The sequence below is a fragment of the Polaribacter sp. OB-PA-B3 genome (assembly GCF_054589375.1).
In genome coordinates this window covers 219887-236710 of the sequence record NZ_BAAIIX010000004.1, presented here as the reverse complement: position 1 = coordinate 236710, position 16824 = coordinate 219887, and the positions used below count along the sequence as shown (strand labels likewise).

General features: G+C 29.2%; 22 protein-coding genes and 1 tRNA gene. All 23 read right to left on the bottom strand.

Annotated features, from left to right (window positions below; all coding sequences use genetic code 11):
- Positions 1–237 precede the first annotated feature (237 nt).
- The gene (locus ACYPV9_RS09770; RefSeq protein WP_459743331.1) at positions 238–1602 is read right to left on the bottom strand and encodes a methylmalonyl-CoA mutase subunit beta; all 1365 of its coding nucleotides are present in this window, start codon (positions 1600–1602) and stop codon (positions 238–240) included.
- 1 nt (position 1603) lies between these two features.
- Entirely contained in the window at positions 1604–1918 is a 315-nt protein-coding gene (locus ACYPV9_RS09765) for an FtsB family cell division protein (RefSeq protein WP_299065086.1), read from the bottom strand.
- Between the two features lie 3 nt (positions 1919–1921).
- The gene (gene udk / locus ACYPV9_RS09760; protein ID WP_299065088.1) at positions 1922–2527 is read right to left on the bottom strand and encodes a uridine kinase; all 606 of its coding nucleotides are present in this window, start codon (positions 2525–2527) and stop codon (positions 1922–1924) included.
- Between the two features lie 242 nt (positions 2528–2769).
- A tRNA-Thr gene (locus ACYPV9_RS09755) sits at positions 2770–2843 on the bottom strand.
- Positions 2844–2963: 120 nt separating this feature from the next.
- Positions 2964–3326, bottom strand: a complete 363-nt coding sequence (locus ACYPV9_RS09750) for a nuclear transport factor 2 family protein (protein ID WP_299065091.1) — start codon at positions 3324–3326, stop codon at positions 2964–2966.
- 60 nt (positions 3327–3386) lie between these two features.
- A complete protein-coding gene (locus ACYPV9_RS09745; protein WP_459743328.1) occupies positions 3387–4691 on the bottom strand; it encodes a cryptochrome/photolyase family protein in 1305 nt (434 codons plus the stop codon).
- Positions 4691–5158 carry an SRPBCC family protein gene (locus ACYPV9_RS09740; protein WP_077811278.1) on the bottom strand — a complete coding sequence of 156 codons (468 nt, stop codon included), beginning with the start codon at positions 5156–5158 and terminating at the stop codon, positions 4691–4693. Before ACYPV9_RS09740 ends, ACYPV9_RS09745 begins: the two co-directional genes overlap by 1 nt.
- Position 5159: 1 nt before the next feature.
- Positions 5160–5621, bottom strand: a complete 462-nt coding sequence (locus tag ACYPV9_RS09735; protein ID WP_459743326.1) for a TspO/MBR family protein — start codon at positions 5619–5621, stop codon at positions 5160–5162.
- A gap of 2 nt (positions 5622–5623) precedes the next feature.
- Positions 5624–5797, bottom strand: a complete 174-nt coding sequence (locus tag ACYPV9_RS09730) for a Lacal_2735 family protein (RefSeq protein ID WP_299065100.1) — start codon at positions 5795–5797, stop codon at positions 5624–5626.
- A gap of 5 nt (positions 5798–5802) precedes the next feature.
- A complete protein-coding gene (locus ACYPV9_RS09725) occupies positions 5803–6276 on the bottom strand; it encodes a glutathione peroxidase (RefSeq protein ID WP_299065101.1) in 474 nt (157 codons plus the stop codon).
- A gap of 4 nt (positions 6277–6280) precedes the next feature.
- On the bottom strand, positions 6281–6964 hold the full coding sequence (locus ACYPV9_RS09720) for an SDR family NAD(P)-dependent oxidoreductase (protein ID WP_299065102.1): 684 nt from the start codon (positions 6962–6964) through the stop codon (positions 6281–6283).
- A 7-nt stretch (positions 6965–6971) separates the two neighbouring features.
- Entirely contained in the window at positions 6972–7187 is a 216-nt protein-coding gene (locus ACYPV9_RS09715; RefSeq protein ID WP_077811281.1) for a hypothetical protein, read from the bottom strand.
- A gap of 78 nt (positions 7188–7265) precedes the next feature.
- Positions 7266–7490 (bottom strand): hypothetical protein, encoded by a 225-nt coding sequence (locus ACYPV9_RS09710; RefSeq protein ID WP_299065106.1) that lies wholly within the window; start codon positions 7488–7490, stop codon positions 7266–7268.
- A 2-nt stretch (positions 7491–7492) separates the two neighbouring features.
- Entirely contained in the window at positions 7493–8185 is a 693-nt protein-coding gene (gene folE / locus ACYPV9_RS09705) for a GTP cyclohydrolase I FolE (RefSeq protein ID WP_299065108.1), read from the bottom strand.
- A 54-nt stretch (positions 8186–8239) separates the two neighbouring features.
- Complete coding sequence (locus ACYPV9_RS09700; protein WP_299065110.1) at positions 8240–8515, bottom strand: TIGR03643 family protein; 276 nt, start codon at positions 8513–8515, stop codon at positions 8240–8242.
- A complete protein-coding gene (locus ACYPV9_RS09695) occupies positions 8516–8938 on the bottom strand; it encodes a hypothetical protein (RefSeq protein WP_459743322.1) in 423 nt (140 codons plus the stop codon).
- A 97-nt stretch (positions 8939–9035) separates the two neighbouring features.
- The gene (locus ACYPV9_RS09690; protein ID WP_459743320.1) at positions 9036–10526 is read right to left on the bottom strand and encodes a cryptochrome/deoxyribodipyrimidine photo-lyase family protein; all 1491 of its coding nucleotides are present in this window, start codon (positions 10524–10526) and stop codon (positions 9036–9038) included.
- Positions 10516–12048: a cryptochrome/photolyase family protein gene (locus tag ACYPV9_RS09685; RefSeq protein WP_459743318.1), complete on the bottom strand. Its 1533-nt coding sequence runs from the start codon at positions 12046–12048 to the stop codon at positions 10516–10518. The genes ACYPV9_RS09690 and ACYPV9_RS09685 overlap by 11 nt, the downstream gene beginning before the upstream one ends.
- Before the next feature lies 1 nt (position 12049).
- Positions 12050–13360, bottom strand: coding sequence for a DASH family cryptochrome (locus tag ACYPV9_RS09680; RefSeq protein WP_459743316.1), 1311 nt, complete (start codon positions 13358–13360; stop codon positions 12050–12052).
- Positions 13330–13470 carry a DUF2256 domain-containing protein gene (locus ACYPV9_RS09675; RefSeq protein WP_299065120.1) on the bottom strand — a complete coding sequence of 47 codons (141 nt, stop codon included), beginning with the start codon at positions 13468–13470 and terminating at the stop codon, positions 13330–13332. Before ACYPV9_RS09675 ends, ACYPV9_RS09680 begins: the two co-directional genes overlap by 31 nt.
- 2 nt (positions 13471–13472) lie before the next feature.
- Positions 13473–14894 (bottom strand): SDR family oxidoreductase, encoded by a 1422-nt coding sequence (locus ACYPV9_RS09670; RefSeq protein ID WP_459743313.1) that lies wholly within the window; start codon positions 14892–14894, stop codon positions 13473–13475.
- Positions 14895–14901: 7 nt separating this feature from the next.
- Positions 14902–15519, bottom strand: coding sequence for a flavin reductase family protein (locus tag ACYPV9_RS09665; RefSeq protein ID WP_299065124.1), 618 nt, complete (start codon positions 15517–15519; stop codon positions 14902–14904).
- A complete protein-coding gene (locus ACYPV9_RS09660; RefSeq protein ID WP_299065126.1) occupies positions 15519–16823 on the bottom strand; it encodes an ABC1 kinase family protein in 1305 nt (434 codons plus the stop codon). The genes ACYPV9_RS09665 and ACYPV9_RS09660 overlap by 1 nt, the downstream gene beginning before the upstream one ends.
- Position 16824 lies beyond the last annotated feature (1 nt).

Sequence of the window (16824 nt, the reverse complement as noted above, 5' to 3'; positions counted from 1 at the left end):
TTTTTTGTGCTTAAATAAACATAAAAACCACAAATACTTACAGATAAAAGAATGCAGAAGATTATAAAATTTTTAATACCACCAAAAAAGCTGTAAAGTTTAGATTCTAATAGAAAAAACAATAAAAACATAACAAAGATTATTGAAGTCAAATAAATAGGAATTGCTTTTTTTATTTGTTCAACTTCTTTTTTTAAAAGTTTTTGCTCTTTTTGGTATTCTAAAATTTCGTTATTATTATTCACCTGATTTTTCTTCTTTAAGTCTTTGCTGTTCTAATTTTTCGGAAAGTCTTTTTCTATTAATTGGCGGAAATAAAGTTTTGATATTTCGCTGTTTTAAAAAAGGATCTAAAACTAGCTTATCGTACATTAAATTATCTTTATTAGGTTGTAAATTGGTCCCTAATAAAATCAATTCATTATTTAAAAACTGTGTTTCTTCTTTAGTTGCGCTTTCTTTTAATTTTCTTTGGATAATACCTTCTCTTAGTTGCTTTAAAAATCCGCCACCTTTTTCAATTTGTTTAAAAATTGCCAATGCTTTTTGTGCCATTTGCTCTGTTAGAGTGTCAATGTAATAACTTCCATTAGCAAAATCGTTAGCTTGTTCAAAACCACTTTCTTCTTTAAGAATTAACAATTGATTTCTAGAGATTCGTTCTCCGAATTCATTTTTAACATCAAAAATTTCATCATATGAAACATTAGAAATTGTAGTTGCACCACCTAAAATAGCACTCATACACTCAGAAGTAGTTCTAAGCATGTTAACATTATAATCGTAAATTGTCTTGTTTCTTAAAGTTGGTTTTGCAAAAATATGCACTTCTTTACCTTCTAATTTAAAATGATTTAAAAGGGATTTCCACAAAAGTTTAAACGCTCTAAGCTTAGCAATTTCATGAAAATAATTAGTGCCAACAGAAATTTCGAAATGTAGTTTATTACTAATTTTGTCTCCAAAAATATTGATGTATTCTGTTGCATGTGCTAGCATATATGCTAATTGTTGTACAATGTTAGCACCTGCATTTTCGTATAAATCCCCAGAAATGGATATGGAATTATCAACGCTGTTTATAATCTCGTTAATTTTTTGAGTATCTTCTTTTAAACTAACATGCCAATTCCCAGATTCGGCTAAGTTGCCTAGAATATCGGTTTGAAAAAACTTGTTTTTATGATTGATAAATGTATCAACTTTCTTTATAAAACTTGCGTCTAAAAAATTGATTTTAAAATAAACAATATTTTCGTTAAAATTAATTTGATTTAATACTGTTTTATAATCGAACTTCTTATTTGCTATAAATTGAATGGAATTAGCACCTCTTTTTAAAGCATCGATTGCTAAACTATTTGCTTCTTTTTCATCTAAAATAAGTATGGTTTGGCAAATATTATAAGAAGTTTTTTGCGTTGCCGATACTTTTAGGTTTGTTCTATCTTCCTTTGTGTAAAAAGGTTTTATAGTTATGCCTTCGTTAGTTGTATAAAGTAGAGTGTCGTTATAATCTGCCCCTTTTAAATCTACTTGAATTTTTTGTTTCCAAGCAGAAGGTGATATTTCTTCAAATTCATTAAACAAAAATTTACTCATGCTATTTTATGGTATCAAATTCTATTATATAAATATCTTCATTTTCTTTTTTCATAAGATATTTCTCTCTTGCAAAACGTTCTAATTGTAAAGAGTCACCAAGTTTTTTTATAGTTGCTTTGTCTTCGGCAATTTTTAATTTGTAAAATGAAATCGTGCTCTCTAAATCTTTAATTTCTTGATTAAATTTTCTGTGTACTAGATATGAGTTTTCATCAAAAAACAACATCCATATTAAGAATGGGATAAAAATTAAGACAAAAATGTTTGTCAAAAATTTAAAAGCTTTATTTTCTTTAATATTTTTTAAAGACATTTTTTACAAACGTTCGTTTATTACGGTTCTAACAATATCAATTGCGACATTATTAAACCTATCATTTGGTATAATTAAATCTGCAAAGTTTTTTGTTGGTTCTATAAATTGTTGATGCATTGGCTTAAGAGTAGTTTGATATCTTGTTAAAACTTCGTCCATATCTCTTCCTCTTTCTGTAATATCTCTTTTTAAACGTCTAATTAGGCGTTCGTCTGTTTCTGCATGTACAAAAATTTTAATATCAAATAAATCTCTAAGTTCTTTATTATTAAAAATTAAGATTCCTTCTACAATTACAACTTTTCTTGGATGCGTTTTAATTGTATCTTTAGTCCTATTATGAGTAACGAAAGAGTATACAGGTTGATTTATTGTTTTGCCAGCTTTTAGAGCTTTTAAATGTTTTTTAATCAGTTCAAAATCTATAGCTCTCGGATGATCGAAATTTATTTTTGTTCTTTCTTCATATGGTAAATCGTCTGTTGCGTTGTAATATGAGTCTTGAGATATTACGCAAACTTCATCTGTTGGTAATTGTTTAATAATTTGATTAACAACTGTAGTTTTACCACTTCCAGTTCCACCTGCAATTCCTATAATTAGCATAAAAAATTATGATTTTGATAAAATATTTACTTAAAGCTGTAAAGATATTATAAATATATAAATTTATAAGTTATGTGGCTTGTTTTTCAGAATCAAAAAAGAGTTTAACTATTTAATTTACTTTCGAAAAGTATCTTTTGTAAAACAAAGTATTAATATTATTTAAATAATTACTTGTTTCACATAAATTTAGACATAAAAAAAGTCTCAAAAATTGAATTTTGAGACTTTGTAAAAAATTGAGCCAATGGAGGGACTCGAACCCACGACCTGCTGATTACAAATCAGCTGCTCTAGCCAGCTGAGCTACATCGGCTTTTATTTTGAGATGGCAAATTAAATACAAAAAACCATAACTGCCAAACTAAATTTTACTTTTTTTAAAAAAAAAAGCTTCAATTAAAATTGAAGCTTTCTCAGTCAAGAAATAATAATATTACATAGAGTAAAAAAACTGTTCGTTAACAATTTTTCCATCTTGTACTTCAAAAACGCAAACTTCTTCCATTTGTTGTCTTCCTCTGCTTTTAAATGTTACATCAAAGTTCATTTTACTTGTAAAATGCTTGTCTGCAACTACCGGTTCTGAGATTTCGTTAGAATGGAATTCTACTACGTCTTCTAACCATTGTTTGCTTTTTTCCATTACGTTTTGTTTTCCAGACACGATTTCTCCGTGCGGTACACCAGGCATTTCTTTACTAACAACGTTGTCTGCATATAATTCTGTAATGCATTCTAAATTTTTACCTTGTTCACACATTTGTTTCCATTTCTGTGCAACTTCAATTGTGTTCATATCTTATTTTTTAGGTTGAATTTAAAAATATGAAAATTAAATGGTTATAAATAAAATTTTTTAATTTAATGCTTGTTTGTAAGTTTTTAAACAGCGTTCTCTAGCTTCTTTATGATCTACAATTTCTTTACAATAGGTTAATTCTTGAAATTCAGGAACCCATTTTTTAATGTATTGTAAGTCTTTGTCAAATTTTTTAATTTGAGTGGTTGGATTAAAAATTCTAAAATATGGCGCTGCATCTACGCCAGAACCTGCAACCCATTGCCAATTACCTACGTTGCTAGCCATTTCATAATCGTGCAATTTCTCTGCAAAATAAGATTCTCCCCAACGCCAATCGATTAAAAGGTGTTTACACAAGAAGCTACCAACCAGCATTCTAATTCTGTTGTGCATAAAACCTGTTTCGTTTAGTTGCCTCATACCAGCATCAACAAGCGGATAACCAGTCTCTCCTTTACACCATTTTTTAAACTCTTCTTCATTGTTTCTCCATTCTATTCTATCGTACTTCGGTTTAAAAGACGCGTTTGCTGTTTTCGGAAAATGCCAAAGTATTTGCATAAAAAACTCTCTCCAAATTAATTCTTGCCAAAAAATTTCATTTGCTTCTGCTATTGCTTTTTTTACCATTTTACGAATTGAAACATTACCAAAACGTAAATGAGGCCCTAATTTAGAAGTGTTATCTAAAGCAGGATAATTTCTAGTTTCTTCATATTCTTGAATTAAAGTTGGCGTAACGGTATAATCTTGAATCTCTTGTTTTGATTTCGTAAAACCTAAGTCTGATAAGTTTAAATTTGGCAACCTTGTGTTTTTTACTAGATTATTCAGGTAAGAGTTTGTATAATAAATATCTAAATTGTGCTCTTTAAACTTTTCTTTCCAAACTTTCATAAAAGGAGTATAAACTACATACGGATTTCCGTCTTTCTTTACAACTTCATCTTTTTCGAAAATTACCTGATCTTTAAAAGTTTTAAACGCGATATTATTTTCGTTTAATAGTTTCTCAATTTCTTTATCTCTTTTATTGGCATAAGGTTCATAATCTCTATTTGTAAAAACAGAATTTATGGTATAAGTATCAATTAATTCTTTATAAATATCTAAGGGTTTTCCGTGAAATATAGCAAGACTACTGTTGTTATTTTCTTGCAACTCTTTTCTCATTTTCTGTAGCGTTTTGAAAATAAAGCTAACTCTGGCATCATTTTTTGGTAATTTTGATAAAATTTCTTCATCAAAAATAAAAATAGGCAACACTTTGCAGTCACCTTTTAATGCGTTGTAAAAACCAACATTATCATCAAGTCTTAAGTCTCTTCTAAACCAAAAAATATTTATTGTTTCTTTCATTATTTTTGATATTCTCCAAAAAGTTCTATTAACTTCTTTTGTCTGTAGTTAAAAATTTCTTCTAATTTTGGTTTTACTAAAATAGGATGTGCTAATTGTCCTAAAACTCCCATTGGTAATTTGTAATCGATAATATCTTCCATTTCTACACCTCCTTCAATTTCATGAATAAAATGTTTATGATGCCATAAGGCATAAGGTCCAAACCTTTGTTCGTCTACAAAATACTCTTTATCTACAACGTGTGTAATTTCTGTAACCCACTTTGTTTTTATTCCTAAAACAGGTGTCACAATATATTGTATAATTTGACCAGAAAACATATCTCTATCTGCACCAGAAAGAATATTAAATCCCATATAATCTGGTGTAATTGTTTTTAAGTTTTTTGGGTCTGATAAAAATTTCCAAGCTTCTTCCTTAGAAATTGGTAAATTTTGTTTTTTATGAAGTGTGTAAATTTTCATCTTAATTATGTATTAGAATATATAAGTTTAATGATGTTGCTATGCACAACCAAATAATATATGGTAGTAGCAAGTATTTGTAGTTTAAAGTTTTAGAACTAAGTTTTAAAAAATAAACAAAAAGTAAAGCGGTGAGTACTAATATTGTAATTAAGCCGGTTAACACTAAATGCTGATTAAAAAAAATGTAGTTCCAGCTTACGTTTAATATAAATTGAATTAAAAAAGCAATTTTATTTTCGAGAGTATTTTCAATAGTAAAAAGTTTGCCTAAATAAATCGAAAAACAAACCATAATTACTGTCCAAGCAATACCAAATACAATTCCTGGAGGTGTCCAAGGAGCTTGATTTAAATTTGTGTACCAATCCGAAAGCGGACCATTATCCATTAACCAATTTCCAAATGCCAATCCACCGAAATTAATAACTAGAAAAAGCAGTGTTATTTTTAATTGTTTCATTCTTATGAATTAGCTTGTAATTCTGTAATTTTCTTTAGTAAATCGTCTGCTTCTTTATATTTCGTATCACTATCAGCTCTATTAATAGATTGAAGCTTATAAGCTTCTTCCATTAGTTTTTTATATTTTTCTTGGAGCTTTTCTACAGCTGATTTTTTCTTGAATAAACCAAACATATTTTTTATTTTAAATGTTTTGTAATTTTAGAACTTATAGGTTTTGTAATAGAAAAATAGTAGTCAATTAACTTGCCCTCTGGCGAAACTAAATATTTTTGAAAATTCCATTTTACAGAAGAACTTTTAGTTCCGTTTAAAGATTTATCTGTAAGCCAAGTATAAAGTGGATGTTGTTTTGTACCTTTTACATCAATTTTTTCTGTCATTAAAAAAGTAACACCAAAATTTACTTTACAAAAAGCTTCTATATCTTCTGAAGTTCCGGGTTCTTGTGATCCAAATTGATTACAAGGAGAACCAATTACGATAAGATTTTCTTTATAAGTATTATATAATTCTTCTAACTCTTTGTATTGTGATGTAAAGCCGCACTTAGAAGCTACATTAACAAATAATATAAATTTATTTTTGTACTCGGATAAGTCAATAGCTTTATTTTGTAAGCTATTGATATTAATTTTATAAATATCAGTCATGTTTTTATATTTTGAAGTTTACAATACCACAATCCAGTTCGAAAATTTGACCGGATATTGATAGGGATTTATCAGAAATTAGAAACGAAGCTAAATCTGCAACTTCTTCTGGTTTTAAAAACTTTTTAAGAGGATGACGTTCTGTGATATTTTCTATCATTCTTTCATTTCTTAATAATTTTGATGCTAAATCTGTATCTGTAACCGTAGGTGCTATTGCATTTACTCTAATTGTAGGCGCAAGTTCTGCACCTAAAGACTTGGTTATGCCTTCAACAGCTGATTTTGCTGCAGCAACACTAGCATGAAAAGGCATGCCTAATTTTGTAGCTACTGTGCTAAATAATAAAATAGAAGGGTTTTTTCCGTTTTTTAATTTTGGAAGGTATCGTTGAATGGCTTTAATCGCGCCTACAACATTTATTTCAAAATCTTCTCTAAAATCTTCTAGTTTTAATCTAGATATTGGTTTTAGATTGATGCTTCCAGGGCAGTATATTAGTGTATCTGCATTTTCAATATCTGGTAGTTCATCATTAAGAACATCACAGTCGTAATGTTTTAAGTTAGCGTGAGAAAGCGAAGGTGCTGTTCTACTAATGTTTATAATACTGTTATTATCTACTAGAGCATTAACAATTGCTTCTCCAATTCCTTTGCTTCCTCCTACTACTATTATTTTTTTCATGTGCTTTTTAAGGTCTTCCTTTCAAGCGCTTTTCAATTTTTTGCTTTACAGCAGTTAAACGCTTCATTTGATCCATAATTTCTGGATCTTTATCTACTTTATATACTTGGTTTAGCTCTAAAATAAGTGCTTTAACTTCTCTAGATGCCAAAATTCTATCACTTGTTGTTTTAAAAGAGAACTTTCTGTTCTCAAACTCTACAGCTCTTTCTAATAAATCCATTCTACTTATCTTGTCTTTTTATAATTTTTCCAATATAATTATAAAACTTAGATAAGCAATAAAAATGTGCATTTATTATTAGGCAGTAAGTGGTTTTCCTTTTAAGCGTCTTTCAATTCGTTGTTTTATAAGTGTTAAACGCTTCATTATGTCCATAATATTAGCATCTTTATTCTTCTTATAAACCTCGTTTAAGCTTAAGATTAACTCTTTTGCTTCTCTTGCAGCTAATATTCTGTCACTTGTTGTAGGAAATCTTTTTTTTCGAGTTTCAAACTCTAATGCTTTTTCGATTAACTTCATAATTAATAATTTAAGGTATTCTGTAATTCTACTATTTTTTCTTGATTGTTAAATTTTCCTCCAAAATAAGAGGTAACTGTGGCAGAAGCATCGTCTTTGACTCCTCTAGAAGAAACACATAAATGTTTTGCGTCTATTATCACTGCTACATCTTCGGTATTTAAAATTGCTTTTAATTCTTCTGCTATTTGATTTGTAAGTCTTTCTTGAACTTGTGGTCTTTTGGCAAAATATTGCACAATTCTATTAAGTTTAGATAAACCTATAACTTTACCGGAAGAAATATATGCCACATGTGCTTTACCAATAATTGGTACAAAATGATGCTCGCAATTAGAATAAAAAGTTATATTTTTTTCTACCAACATTTGATTGTATTGGTATTTATTGTCAAATAAAGCTACTTTAGGTTTGTTTGCAGGATTTAGTCCAGAAAAAATCTCATCAATGTACATTTTTGCAACTCTTTTTGGTGTTCCTTTTAAAGAATCATCAGTTAAATCTAAACCCATTACATCCATTATTTCTGAAAATAAAGACGCAATTTTATCTTTTTTTTCACCGTCAGAAAGCTTAAACGCATCCTTTTTCATTGGAGTTTCTAAGCCGGTAAATAAATGATCATCACCAATATCATCAATGGTGAAACCATTTAACAATTCCTTTTTTTCTTCTTGTAATAATTCTGTTATCATAATTTTCTTTTTTATGTGCTGTCTTAAACTTTTTTGTTAAAGCAAAGCACCGGTTTATCTTTTGGCTATATTGTTATTCGAGATAGATTTTTGTCTAGAGCATTTAAAACGCCCTTTTTCGAAGTTTCTAAGTTTTTCGTGTTTGGTTTTTCTTCCTTGAACCCTTTTGCGCCACATTTTAAAACTTGATAGTTTCATTTCTGTACGCATTAAATTAATTACTTCTTGTTCTTTTAAACCAAACTGAAATTCTATTGCTTCGAAAGTTGTTCTATCTTCCCAAGCCATTTCTATTATTCTATCAATAGATGTGCCATTTAATTTTTTCATCTAGTATAGTTGATATTGTTTGTCATTTTCTATTTTATGGTTTACTATTTTATCGATAAACTTCTTGTTTTCTTTAAATAGTTTGTTGTATTTAAATCGCACATAGTTGCCTTGAGCATGTACACTAAAGCCAGCGGTTCTGTATAAATGCAACTGATAATAAGGAATTGCCCAACTGTAAGTTTCTAATCCTTTATTGATGTGAACTATAATTCCTTTTTCTCTTAATTCTATGTTACCATAATTTATATCAGAAACTTTGTTCATGTATTTAGAGAAACCATGGCCAACTTCTTCAATTATCATCCTTTTAGAACCTGTTCCTCCCATTTTTAGTGATTGGAAAAAACTATAAGGAGCACCTAGTAAGTCATCTATGGTAGCTTTTGCGTCATTATTTTTATATGTGGTGTTAAATATCATTACTCAAATATACAAAAAATATATTTATGTTTAACTATATATAAAAATGATTAAACAAAATTTAACAATAAATTTTAATTTATTGATATTATGTGGATTAGCCTCTGTTGATTGGGCTGTTCTTACTAGAAATTGTATGTTTTTTTAAAATTCTTAGACTTTCTTCTTGCACAGTTTGGTCTTTTTTTAATTTCCACAAGATATCACTAGCGTTTTTTCTTGCGGTTTTTATGTCTACAATTGGTTTTGGATAATCAATACCCAATTCAAAATTATTAAACTGTTGATCTAAAGGTGTCATTAAATAAGGCTCATGTATAAAAGGGATTGGTAGTTCTTTTAATTCTGGAACCCATTTTTTTATAAAAGTAGCATCTTCGTCATGCTTTAAACTGTTTTTTATAGGATTGTAAATTCTTAATAGATTTATACCAGTTTCACCAGCGCTCATTTGTAATTGCGGAAAGTGAATGCCGGGTTCAAAATCTAAAAATAATTGCGATAGATGTTGAGATGCATGTTGCCATGGTTGCCATAAAATATGTGTAAAAAAAGAAACCAACATAGCTCTCATTCTAAAATTGATATAACCGGTTTCTTTTAAACATCTCATACAGGCATCTACTATAGGGAATCCTGTGGCGCCATCTCTCCAAGCTTTTTGATATCTTTCTGAAATACTTTTTTTTAGTTTTAAATATCCTTTATTAATGCTTTCGTTTTCCATGCTATGTTCCATTTCAAACTTTTGAATGAAATGAGCTTGCCATCTTAATCGAGATATAAATGCACTAATATGTTTTTTATTACTATCGGTAGTACTGTTTACAGCTTCTTGAAAAATTTGTCTTATAGATACGTTACCCCAAGCTATATAAGGAGATAATCTACTGCAGCTTTCTCTTGCTAATAAGGGTTTAGAAATATTAGACATGTATTTTTCATGTCTTGTTTTAAAAAAGGAATTTGCATACCTCCAAGCAAGTTTAGAACCTCCTTTTTGAAACGGTGTTTTTTTGCTTGTTTCTAAATTTACAGTTCTAAATAATTTTTCTATAACATTAATTTCATCAATAGTGATTAATTTATTCGCAGTAATATTATTTTTTATTTGAGATGTGTACATATATTCATCCCATTTTTCAAACCAATCTTCTCTGTCTAACAAACCTCTTAGAACTCCGTTGTTGTTATTTTCGATCCATTGAATTGTGTTATTTCTACAATATCTTTTAAATTCTTTATCTCTATTAAAGGTTAACAGCAAACCTGTTTCTTGATGAGAAAAAACAGCATTAATCTTGTAATTAGTAGTAAGTTGATTAAAAGCAGTTACAACTTCGGTTTCAACAGTCAAGATTTTAGAATTATATTGTTTTAAACTCTCGTTTAAATCTACTATAGATTGTTTTATAAAGTTCCAATGACGCTCGTTATAATGTTTATCACTAATTAAAGTAGGTTCTAAAACATATAAAAAAAGTGTACGTTTATTAGAATTCAAAGCATTGTAAATAGCTTCGTTGTCTTCTAAACGTAAATCTCTTTTAAACCAAACAACATTAATTACTTCTCTATTAATATGCATCTAAGTTTTCTATTATATGATTTGCTTTTTCTTTAATTCTTATTCTTTCTTCCGTAGACATTTTATTAAGTAAACTGTACATCATCTTCATGCGGAAGTTAGAAGAAAGTTCTGCTTGTTTCTCATCTAAGAAATTCCAATATAAAGAGTTAAATGGGCAAGCATCATCTTCTAATTTCTTAGTTTTTTTATACGAGCAAGACTCGCAGTAATTACTCATTTTACTAATATAACTTCCGCTAGAAACGTAAGGTTTTGTGGCGATTTTGCCTCCGTCTGCAAACTGACTCATGCCTCGAGTATTTGGTAACTGAACCCATTCAATTGCATCTACATAAATACCTAAATACCAAGCATCGATTTCATCTGGATTAATTTGTGTTAATAATGCAAAATTACCCGTAATCATTAAACGTTGTATGTGGTGCGCGTAGCCGTTATTTAACGAATTTTGAATTGCGTTTTTTAAGCAATTCATCTTTGTTTTTCCTGTCCAGAAAAAGGCTGGAAGTTTATTTTTATTGTTTAAAAAGTTTTCGTTTTTATAGTTTGGCATCAACATCCAATACATGCCTCTCATATATTCTCGCCAACCTAAAATTTGTCTTATAAAACCTTCTACTTGAGAAATATCGATTTCGTCGATGTTGTTTCTATAAGTTTCTAAAACCGAATTAATTATTTCTTTAGGTGATATCATTTTTGTGTTCATAGCAAACGAAATTCTACTATGAAATAAATAAAATTTATCTGTGTGCATTGCATCTTGATAATCACCAAAGTGAACCAATAAATTTTCACAGAAATACTCTAATTGTTTTAAAGCTTGCTTTCTTGAAATTGGATACTCAAAATATTTTGCATTTATTTTACCAATGGTTTCAATTCCTGCTTTTTTAATTTCGGATACTATATTTTCTAAGTTATTGTCGAAATTTATTTCTGTAGGAATTAAAACATCACCTTTCCATTTTTTACGATTGCTAGCATCGAAATTCCATTTTCCACCTTCAGGTTGTTCGTTAACAATTAATATCTGATGTTTTTTTCGCATATTTCGATAAAAACTTTCCATTAAGAATTGTTTTTTACCTTTAAAAAATGTTTTTAAATCATCTCTTTCGGTATAAAAGTGTTCTGAAGAAAAAACCTGATGTTTTATATTTAAAGATGATGTAAAGTCTGCAAGTTGTTTGTCTAATCGATATTCATCAGGCGCTATATATTCGAATTTCTCAATAGAATTTTCTTTAATTAATGTCTTTAAATTCTCGATTAAATTTTGGGAATTTTTTGCATCATTTATCTTATAATAAATTACTTGGTGATTTGCGGTTTCTAATTCTTTCGCAAAATTTCTCATTGCCGCAAAAAATCCAACTATTTTCTGAATGTGATGTGTAACGTAATCTGTTTCTTGTCTCATCTCTAACATGCAGTAGATTGTGTTTTCACAAGACTTATTAAACCAAGAATGTTCACTATTTAGTTGATCGCCAAGAATTAGTCTTAATTTCTTCATTTTAAAATAATGTTTTTTCTAACCAAAGTTTTCTAAACTTGTAATTTGTATCATAGCGTTCTGCTTGAAGTTGCGTATTAAATTTTCTGTCTCGAGGATCGTTACCAACTCCGGCAACATACATCCAATTACCGTAATTGCTATGAACGTCATAATCAACTAATAAAGATTCAAAATAAGCAGCGCCAATTCGCCAGTCTAAAAGAAGTTCTTTGGCAAAGTAAGAAGCTACGTTTTGTCTGCCTCGGTTGCTCATCCAGCCAGTTTCTTTAAGTTCAATCATGTTAGCGTTTACAAAATCGTCTTTGGTGTTGCCGTTTATCCAATTCTTAATTTGATTTTCATCAGAATTCCAACTGTATTTTTTTTCTAAGATTCCGCCAATTTTAAAAATTTTATTATCATATTTTAAAGAAATATATTTAAAATAATCACGCCAAATTAACTCGAAAATAACCCAATACGTCGATTGATTAGCCCCAAATTCAGCTTCAAATTCTTTAATTTTCCAATAAATTGTTTTTGCTGATAAGCTACCATTTGCAAGCCACGGAGAAAATTTGGTACTATAATCTGTACCAATCAATCCGTTTCTTGTTTTTTTATAAAAATTTACTTTTTTTGTTTCAAAGAAATAATTATTCAATCTATCTAAAGCGGCGTCTTCACCGCCAAAAAACTTAAATGCAGCTTTTGGGTGGATTTCAAAATTATGAAAGCCTAAATCTTTTAAGTTAGGAATGCTAGTGTAGTTTTCTACTAAATTTTCTTTTGTTAATGGAGTAGGAGTAAGTTCTTGTAATACTTTAACTGATTTTTCTAATTTTTTTCTAAACGTAGTAAAAACATTCGGAATGTTAGAGAAATCATTAGAAACTGTTTCCGGATTGTATAGAAATTGATCGTAATCCTCTATGAATTTGATTTTATTAGAGAAGCTTTGTTGTGTCAATTTATTTGACTCTGCCTCCTCTTTTGTCCATTCCTTTTGTGTGTAAATTGCATCAATATTAAACTTTTTACAAACTTTGTTTAAATGATTTTCTGGTGAATTATAAAAAGTGAGTAGTGTAATATTTAATTTTTGAAGGTTTTTTTGAAGATTTTCTACTGTTTCTATTAAAAATCGCGCTCTAAATTTCTCTGTTTTTTTAAAACCGAAACTGTCTTTTACAAAATGCTTCGGATTAAAGTAAAATACTGCAACTACTTTTTGGTGGTTTTCTGTAGCTTTTCTAAGAGCATTATTATCATTAACTCGTAAATTATTACGAAACCAAATTAAGCCAGTGTTTTCTTGTTTTTGCTGCATTTTTTACTACAATATTTTACATTTTCCCAGTTTTTCTCCCATTTTTTGCGCCAGCTAAACGGTCTGTTACAAACGATGCAAATTTTTTCTGGAAGGTGTTGTTTTTTCAAAATTATTTATTGATGTTTTGTATCATGCCGTTAAAAACAAACCAATGAAAAGGCATTACCGAATACCAATACAATCTTCCGGCTAAACCATGTGGTCTAAATGTTGCGGTTTGGTAAATGTGACCATCTTCAATTTTAAATTCTAGCCAAGCCTCACCAGGTAAAATCATTTCAGCATACAAAAGAAGTTTTCCTTTTTCTTTATCGGCATAAATTACGCGCCAAAAATCTAACGCATCACCGGCATTTAGTTCTGTTGGGTGTCTTCGACCGCGTCTTAATCCCGCGCCCCCAAAAAGTTGATCTACAAAACCTCTAATCTTCCATAAAAATGTACCGTAATACCATCCTGTTTCACCGCCAATTGCCCAAATTCTGTCTAGTGCTTTTTCTTTATTTTTTACTTTTCTCTTTTTAAAATCTTTAAAACAACCATATTCGGGTACATTTATAAATTCATGTACAAAATTTTTTAATTTTCCGCTACTCACGTAAGAGTCTTTCCAACTAGAAATAATGCTATTTTGTTCTATCTTTTTAAAAGCCAACTTAACGGCTTCTTTATATGTCATGGGGTTGACATTTAAGATATTGTTGATGTCACTTTTCTTGCCAATCACTTCTACACCCATTGAGTTTACAAGTGAACTAGCCAATTTATAAGATGTAGAGGTGACAAAATACAGCCAATAAGAAGATAATTTTGGTGTCATAACTGGCACGGTTAAAATGTATCTTTTTAACTTTCTCACTTTTGCAAATTGTAATAACATTTCTTTGTATGTTAGTACTTCTGGTCCAAAAATATCATGCGATGTATTAAATAATTCCTTTTTATTTAAAGCTTTGTGTAGAAAAGCCAAAACATCTCTAATTGCTAATGGTTGTGTTTTTGTATTTAACCATTTAGGGGCAATCATAGCTGGTAATTTTTCTACAATATCTCTAATAATTTCAAAAGAAGAACTACCAGAACCTACAATTATACCTGCTTTAAAAGTTGTTAAAGCATACGTATCTGAAGCCAATGTGTTTTCTACATTTTTTCTAGATAATAAATGTTTAGAGAGGTTTGTGTCGTTTGTAATTCCGCTTAAATAAATCACTTGCTTTAAGCTAGATTTTTCTGCAAAATTTTTAAAATTAAATGCACATTTCTCTTCTAAAGTATGAAATTCTTTGGCAGAATTAGACATAGAATGAATTAAATAGTAGGCAATATCTATATCTTTAGGAATTAATTCTAATGTGTGTGCATTTAAAAAATCAGCTTCAATTAACTCAATGTTTTTTTGATTTTTGTAATAATTTTGAGCTCTTTTTTTATCTCTTACAGGGCAAATTATAGTGTGGCCATCGTTAATTAATAACGGAATTAATCTTTTACCAATATAACCCGTTGCACCTGTAACAAGAATTTTCATACGTTTTTTATTTTTTTGGTCTTTGGTAGCTTAATTGCTTTTTAAATTTTGGAATAGCATAACTGTCTAAACCATTAATAGTAGCAACGTTACCTAAAGATAAATTTACCAATCCATCTTCTTGTAAAAGAGTGTCTTTTATATAGAGCTCTTCAATTTGCGCAACAATAAGCATAACGTCATTCGAAGAAACATACACTTCTTCTACAAATTTCATACACATTTGTACTGGAGAATTTTTCACAAAAGGAGCTTTATGGTTTCCTTTAAATTCTTCTTCTAAATCAGTTTTATCAAATTCAGATACATTTTCTGGATATTTTGCAGAGGTATGATGTGCATCTTCTATAATATCTTCATAAATATGGTTAATTGTAAAGTAACCATTTTCTTTTATGTTTTTGTATGTATTTCTTGGCACTGTTGTTGGTCTTAAAATAAAACCCAATGTTGGCGGATTAGAACCCAAATGTGTTACAGAACTAAAAACTGCCACATTGCTAACACCTTCTTTAGAAATAGAACCCAGTAAGTTGGCAGATTTAAAGCCAGAACAACTATTTATTAAATTAATTTTATAAATTTTTTCTAAGGATTGTATGTCTTCAAAATTGAAAAAAGCCATTATAAATTTTTAAAATTGTTTATTTTGATGTTGGTCGCTTTTAAATCATGCATTAAATTATACAAACCAAAAAATGTTCTATTGATATATATAAAATGTTTAGAGCCTCTATTGCCATTCATGTTCTTTAACTCAGTGCTTTTTGCATATTTTTGTCCTAAATCAGAAATTTTACCAAAGAAATTTTCATCAGAGAAGTCGAAATTTTCTTCATGAAAAGGTTGAGTAAATAAACTTAGCATTTCATGAAACATAGCTCTAAAGAAATCTAGTTCTTCTTTAGAATCGTCTTTTCTTAAAATTTCTAATTCGAATAATTTTTCTTCAAAATAAACAGGATTTGAAATGTTTTCCTTTTTTGCCAATTCAAAATATGGTATATAAAAATCATTTGGTATTGTCTTCATACAACCAAAATCAATCACAATTAGTTCGTTTTCTGGAGAGATTAAGAAGTTTCCAGGATGCGGATCTGCATGTACTTTTTTTAACTTATGAATTTGAAACATGTAAAAATCCCATAGGGCTTGTCCAATTTTTGTTGCAGTCTCTGCATCATTTGTAGAAAATTCTGATAAATGCACACCATTCATCCAATCCATAGTAATTATTCTATCCGAAGATAAATCTGCATAATATTCTGGAAAATTAAGATTTGGTATGTGTTTACATGCGGCAACAATTTCTTTACTTTGTGCCACTTCTAAAATGTAATTGGTTTCTTCTACCAATTTGTTTTCTACTTCTTTAAAATATTTATCAGAATCTTTACCTCTAATATTAAACATTTTAATAGCAATTGGTTTTACCAAAGATAAATCTGAAGCAATACTATCTGCAACACCCGGATATTGGATTTTTACAGCTAATTTTTTACCATTTTTTTCTGCTTTATGTACTTGTCCAATACTTGCGGCATTTATAGATACAGCATCAAATTTGTCATAAATCTCACTCGGGTTTTTACCAAAATAGCGTTTAAAGGTCTTTGTTACTAAAGCAGGAGAAAGTGGCGGCACAGAAAATTGTGATAAAGAAAACTTCTCTACGTAAGCTTGTGGCAGAATACTTTTTTCCATACTAAGCATTTGCGCTACTTTTAGTGCACTTCCTTTTAATTGCTTTAAGCCATCATAAATATCTTCGGCATTGTTTTCGTTTAGTTTTGCTTTAGCTTCATCTTCTGATTTAGTGATTTTATCACCATAATATTTAAGATAATTAACCCCAATCTTAGCACCTGTGGTAACTAATTTAGAAGCTCTTTGAATTTTAGAAGTGGGTATAGAGTCTATTGTTTTCATA

Bases quoted from the DNA above. Each gene is read 5' to 3' on its own strand.
- ACYPV9_RS09745 (WP_459743328.1), bottom strand. From the start codon at position 4,691: ATGAAAGAAACAATAAATATTTTTTGGTTTAGAAGAGACTTAAGACTT.
- ACYPV9_RS09750 (WP_299065091.1), bottom strand. From the start codon at position 3,326: ATGAACACAATTGAAGTTGCACAGAAATGGAAACAAATGTGTGAACAA.
- ACYPV9_RS09695 (WP_459743322.1), bottom strand. From the start codon at position 8,938: ATGATATTTAACACCACATATAAAAATAATGACGCAAAAGCTACCATA.
- ACYPV9_RS09680 (WP_459743316.1), bottom strand. From the start codon at position 13,360: ATGCAGCAAAAACAAGAAAACACTGGCTTAATTTGGTTTCGTAATAAT.
- ACYPV9_RS09725 (WP_299065101.1), bottom strand. From the start codon at position 6,276: ATGACTGATATTTATAAAATTAATATCAATAGCTTACAAAATAAAGCT.
- ACYPV9_RS09700 (WP_299065110.1), bottom strand. From the start codon at position 8,515: ATGAAAAAATTAAATGGCACATCTATTGATAGAATAATAGAAATGGCT.
- ACYPV9_RS09740 (WP_077811278.1), bottom strand. From the start codon at position 5,158: ATGAAAATTTACACACTTCATAAAAAACAAAATTTACCAATTTCTAAG.
- ACYPV9_RS09690 (WP_459743320.1), bottom strand. From the start codon at position 10,526: ATGCATATTAATAGAGAAGTAATTAATGTTGTTTGGTTTAAAAGAGAT.
- ACYPV9_RS09730 (WP_299065100.1), bottom strand. From the start codon at position 5,797: ATGTTTGGTTTATTCAAGAAAAAATCAGCTGTAGAAAAGCTCCAAGAA.
- ACYPV9_RS09770 (WP_459743331.1), bottom strand. From the start codon at position 1,602: ATGAGTAAATTTTTGTTTAATGAATTTGAAGAAATATCACCTTCTGCT.
- ACYPV9_RS09735 (WP_459743326.1), bottom strand. From the start codon at position 5,621: ATGAAACAATTAAAAATAACACTGCTTTTTCTAGTTATTAATTTCGGT.
- ACYPV9_RS09765 (WP_299065086.1), bottom strand. From the start codon at position 1,918: ATGTCTTTAAAAAATATTAAAGAAAATAAAGCTTTTAAATTTTTGACA.
- ACYPV9_RS09670 (WP_459743313.1), bottom strand. From the start codon at position 14,894: ATGAAAATTCTTGTTACAGGTGCAACGGGTTATATTGGTAAAAGATTA.
- ACYPV9_RS09660 (WP_299065126.1), bottom strand. From the start codon at position 16,823: ATGAAAACAATAGACTCTATACCCACTTCTAAAATTCAAAGAGCTTCT.
- ACYPV9_RS09715 (WP_077811281.1), bottom strand. From the start codon at position 7,187: ATGGATTTATTAGAAAGAGCTGTAGAGTTTGAGAACAGAAAGTTCTCT.
- ACYPV9_RS09710 (WP_299065106.1), bottom strand. From the start codon at position 7,490: ATGAAGTTAATCGAAAAAGCATTAGAGTTTGAAACTCGAAAAAAAAGA.
- ACYPV9_RS09665 (WP_299065124.1), bottom strand. From the start codon at position 15,519: ATGGCTTTTTTCAATTTTGAAGACATACAATCCTTAGAAAAAATTTAT.
- folE (WP_299065108.1), bottom strand. From the start codon at position 8,185: ATGATAACAGAATTATTACAAGAAGAAAAAAAGGAATTGTTAAATGGT.
- udk (WP_299065088.1), bottom strand. From the start codon at position 2,527: ATGCTAATTATAGGAATTGCAGGTGGAACTGGAAGTGGTAAAACTACA.
- ACYPV9_RS09685 (WP_459743318.1), bottom strand. From the start codon at position 12,048: ATGAAGAAATTAAGACTAATTCTTGGCGATCAACTAAATAGTGAACAT.
- ACYPV9_RS09720 (WP_299065102.1), bottom strand. From the start codon at position 6,964: ATGAAAAAAATAATAGTAGTAGGAGGAAGCAAAGGAATTGGAGAAGCA.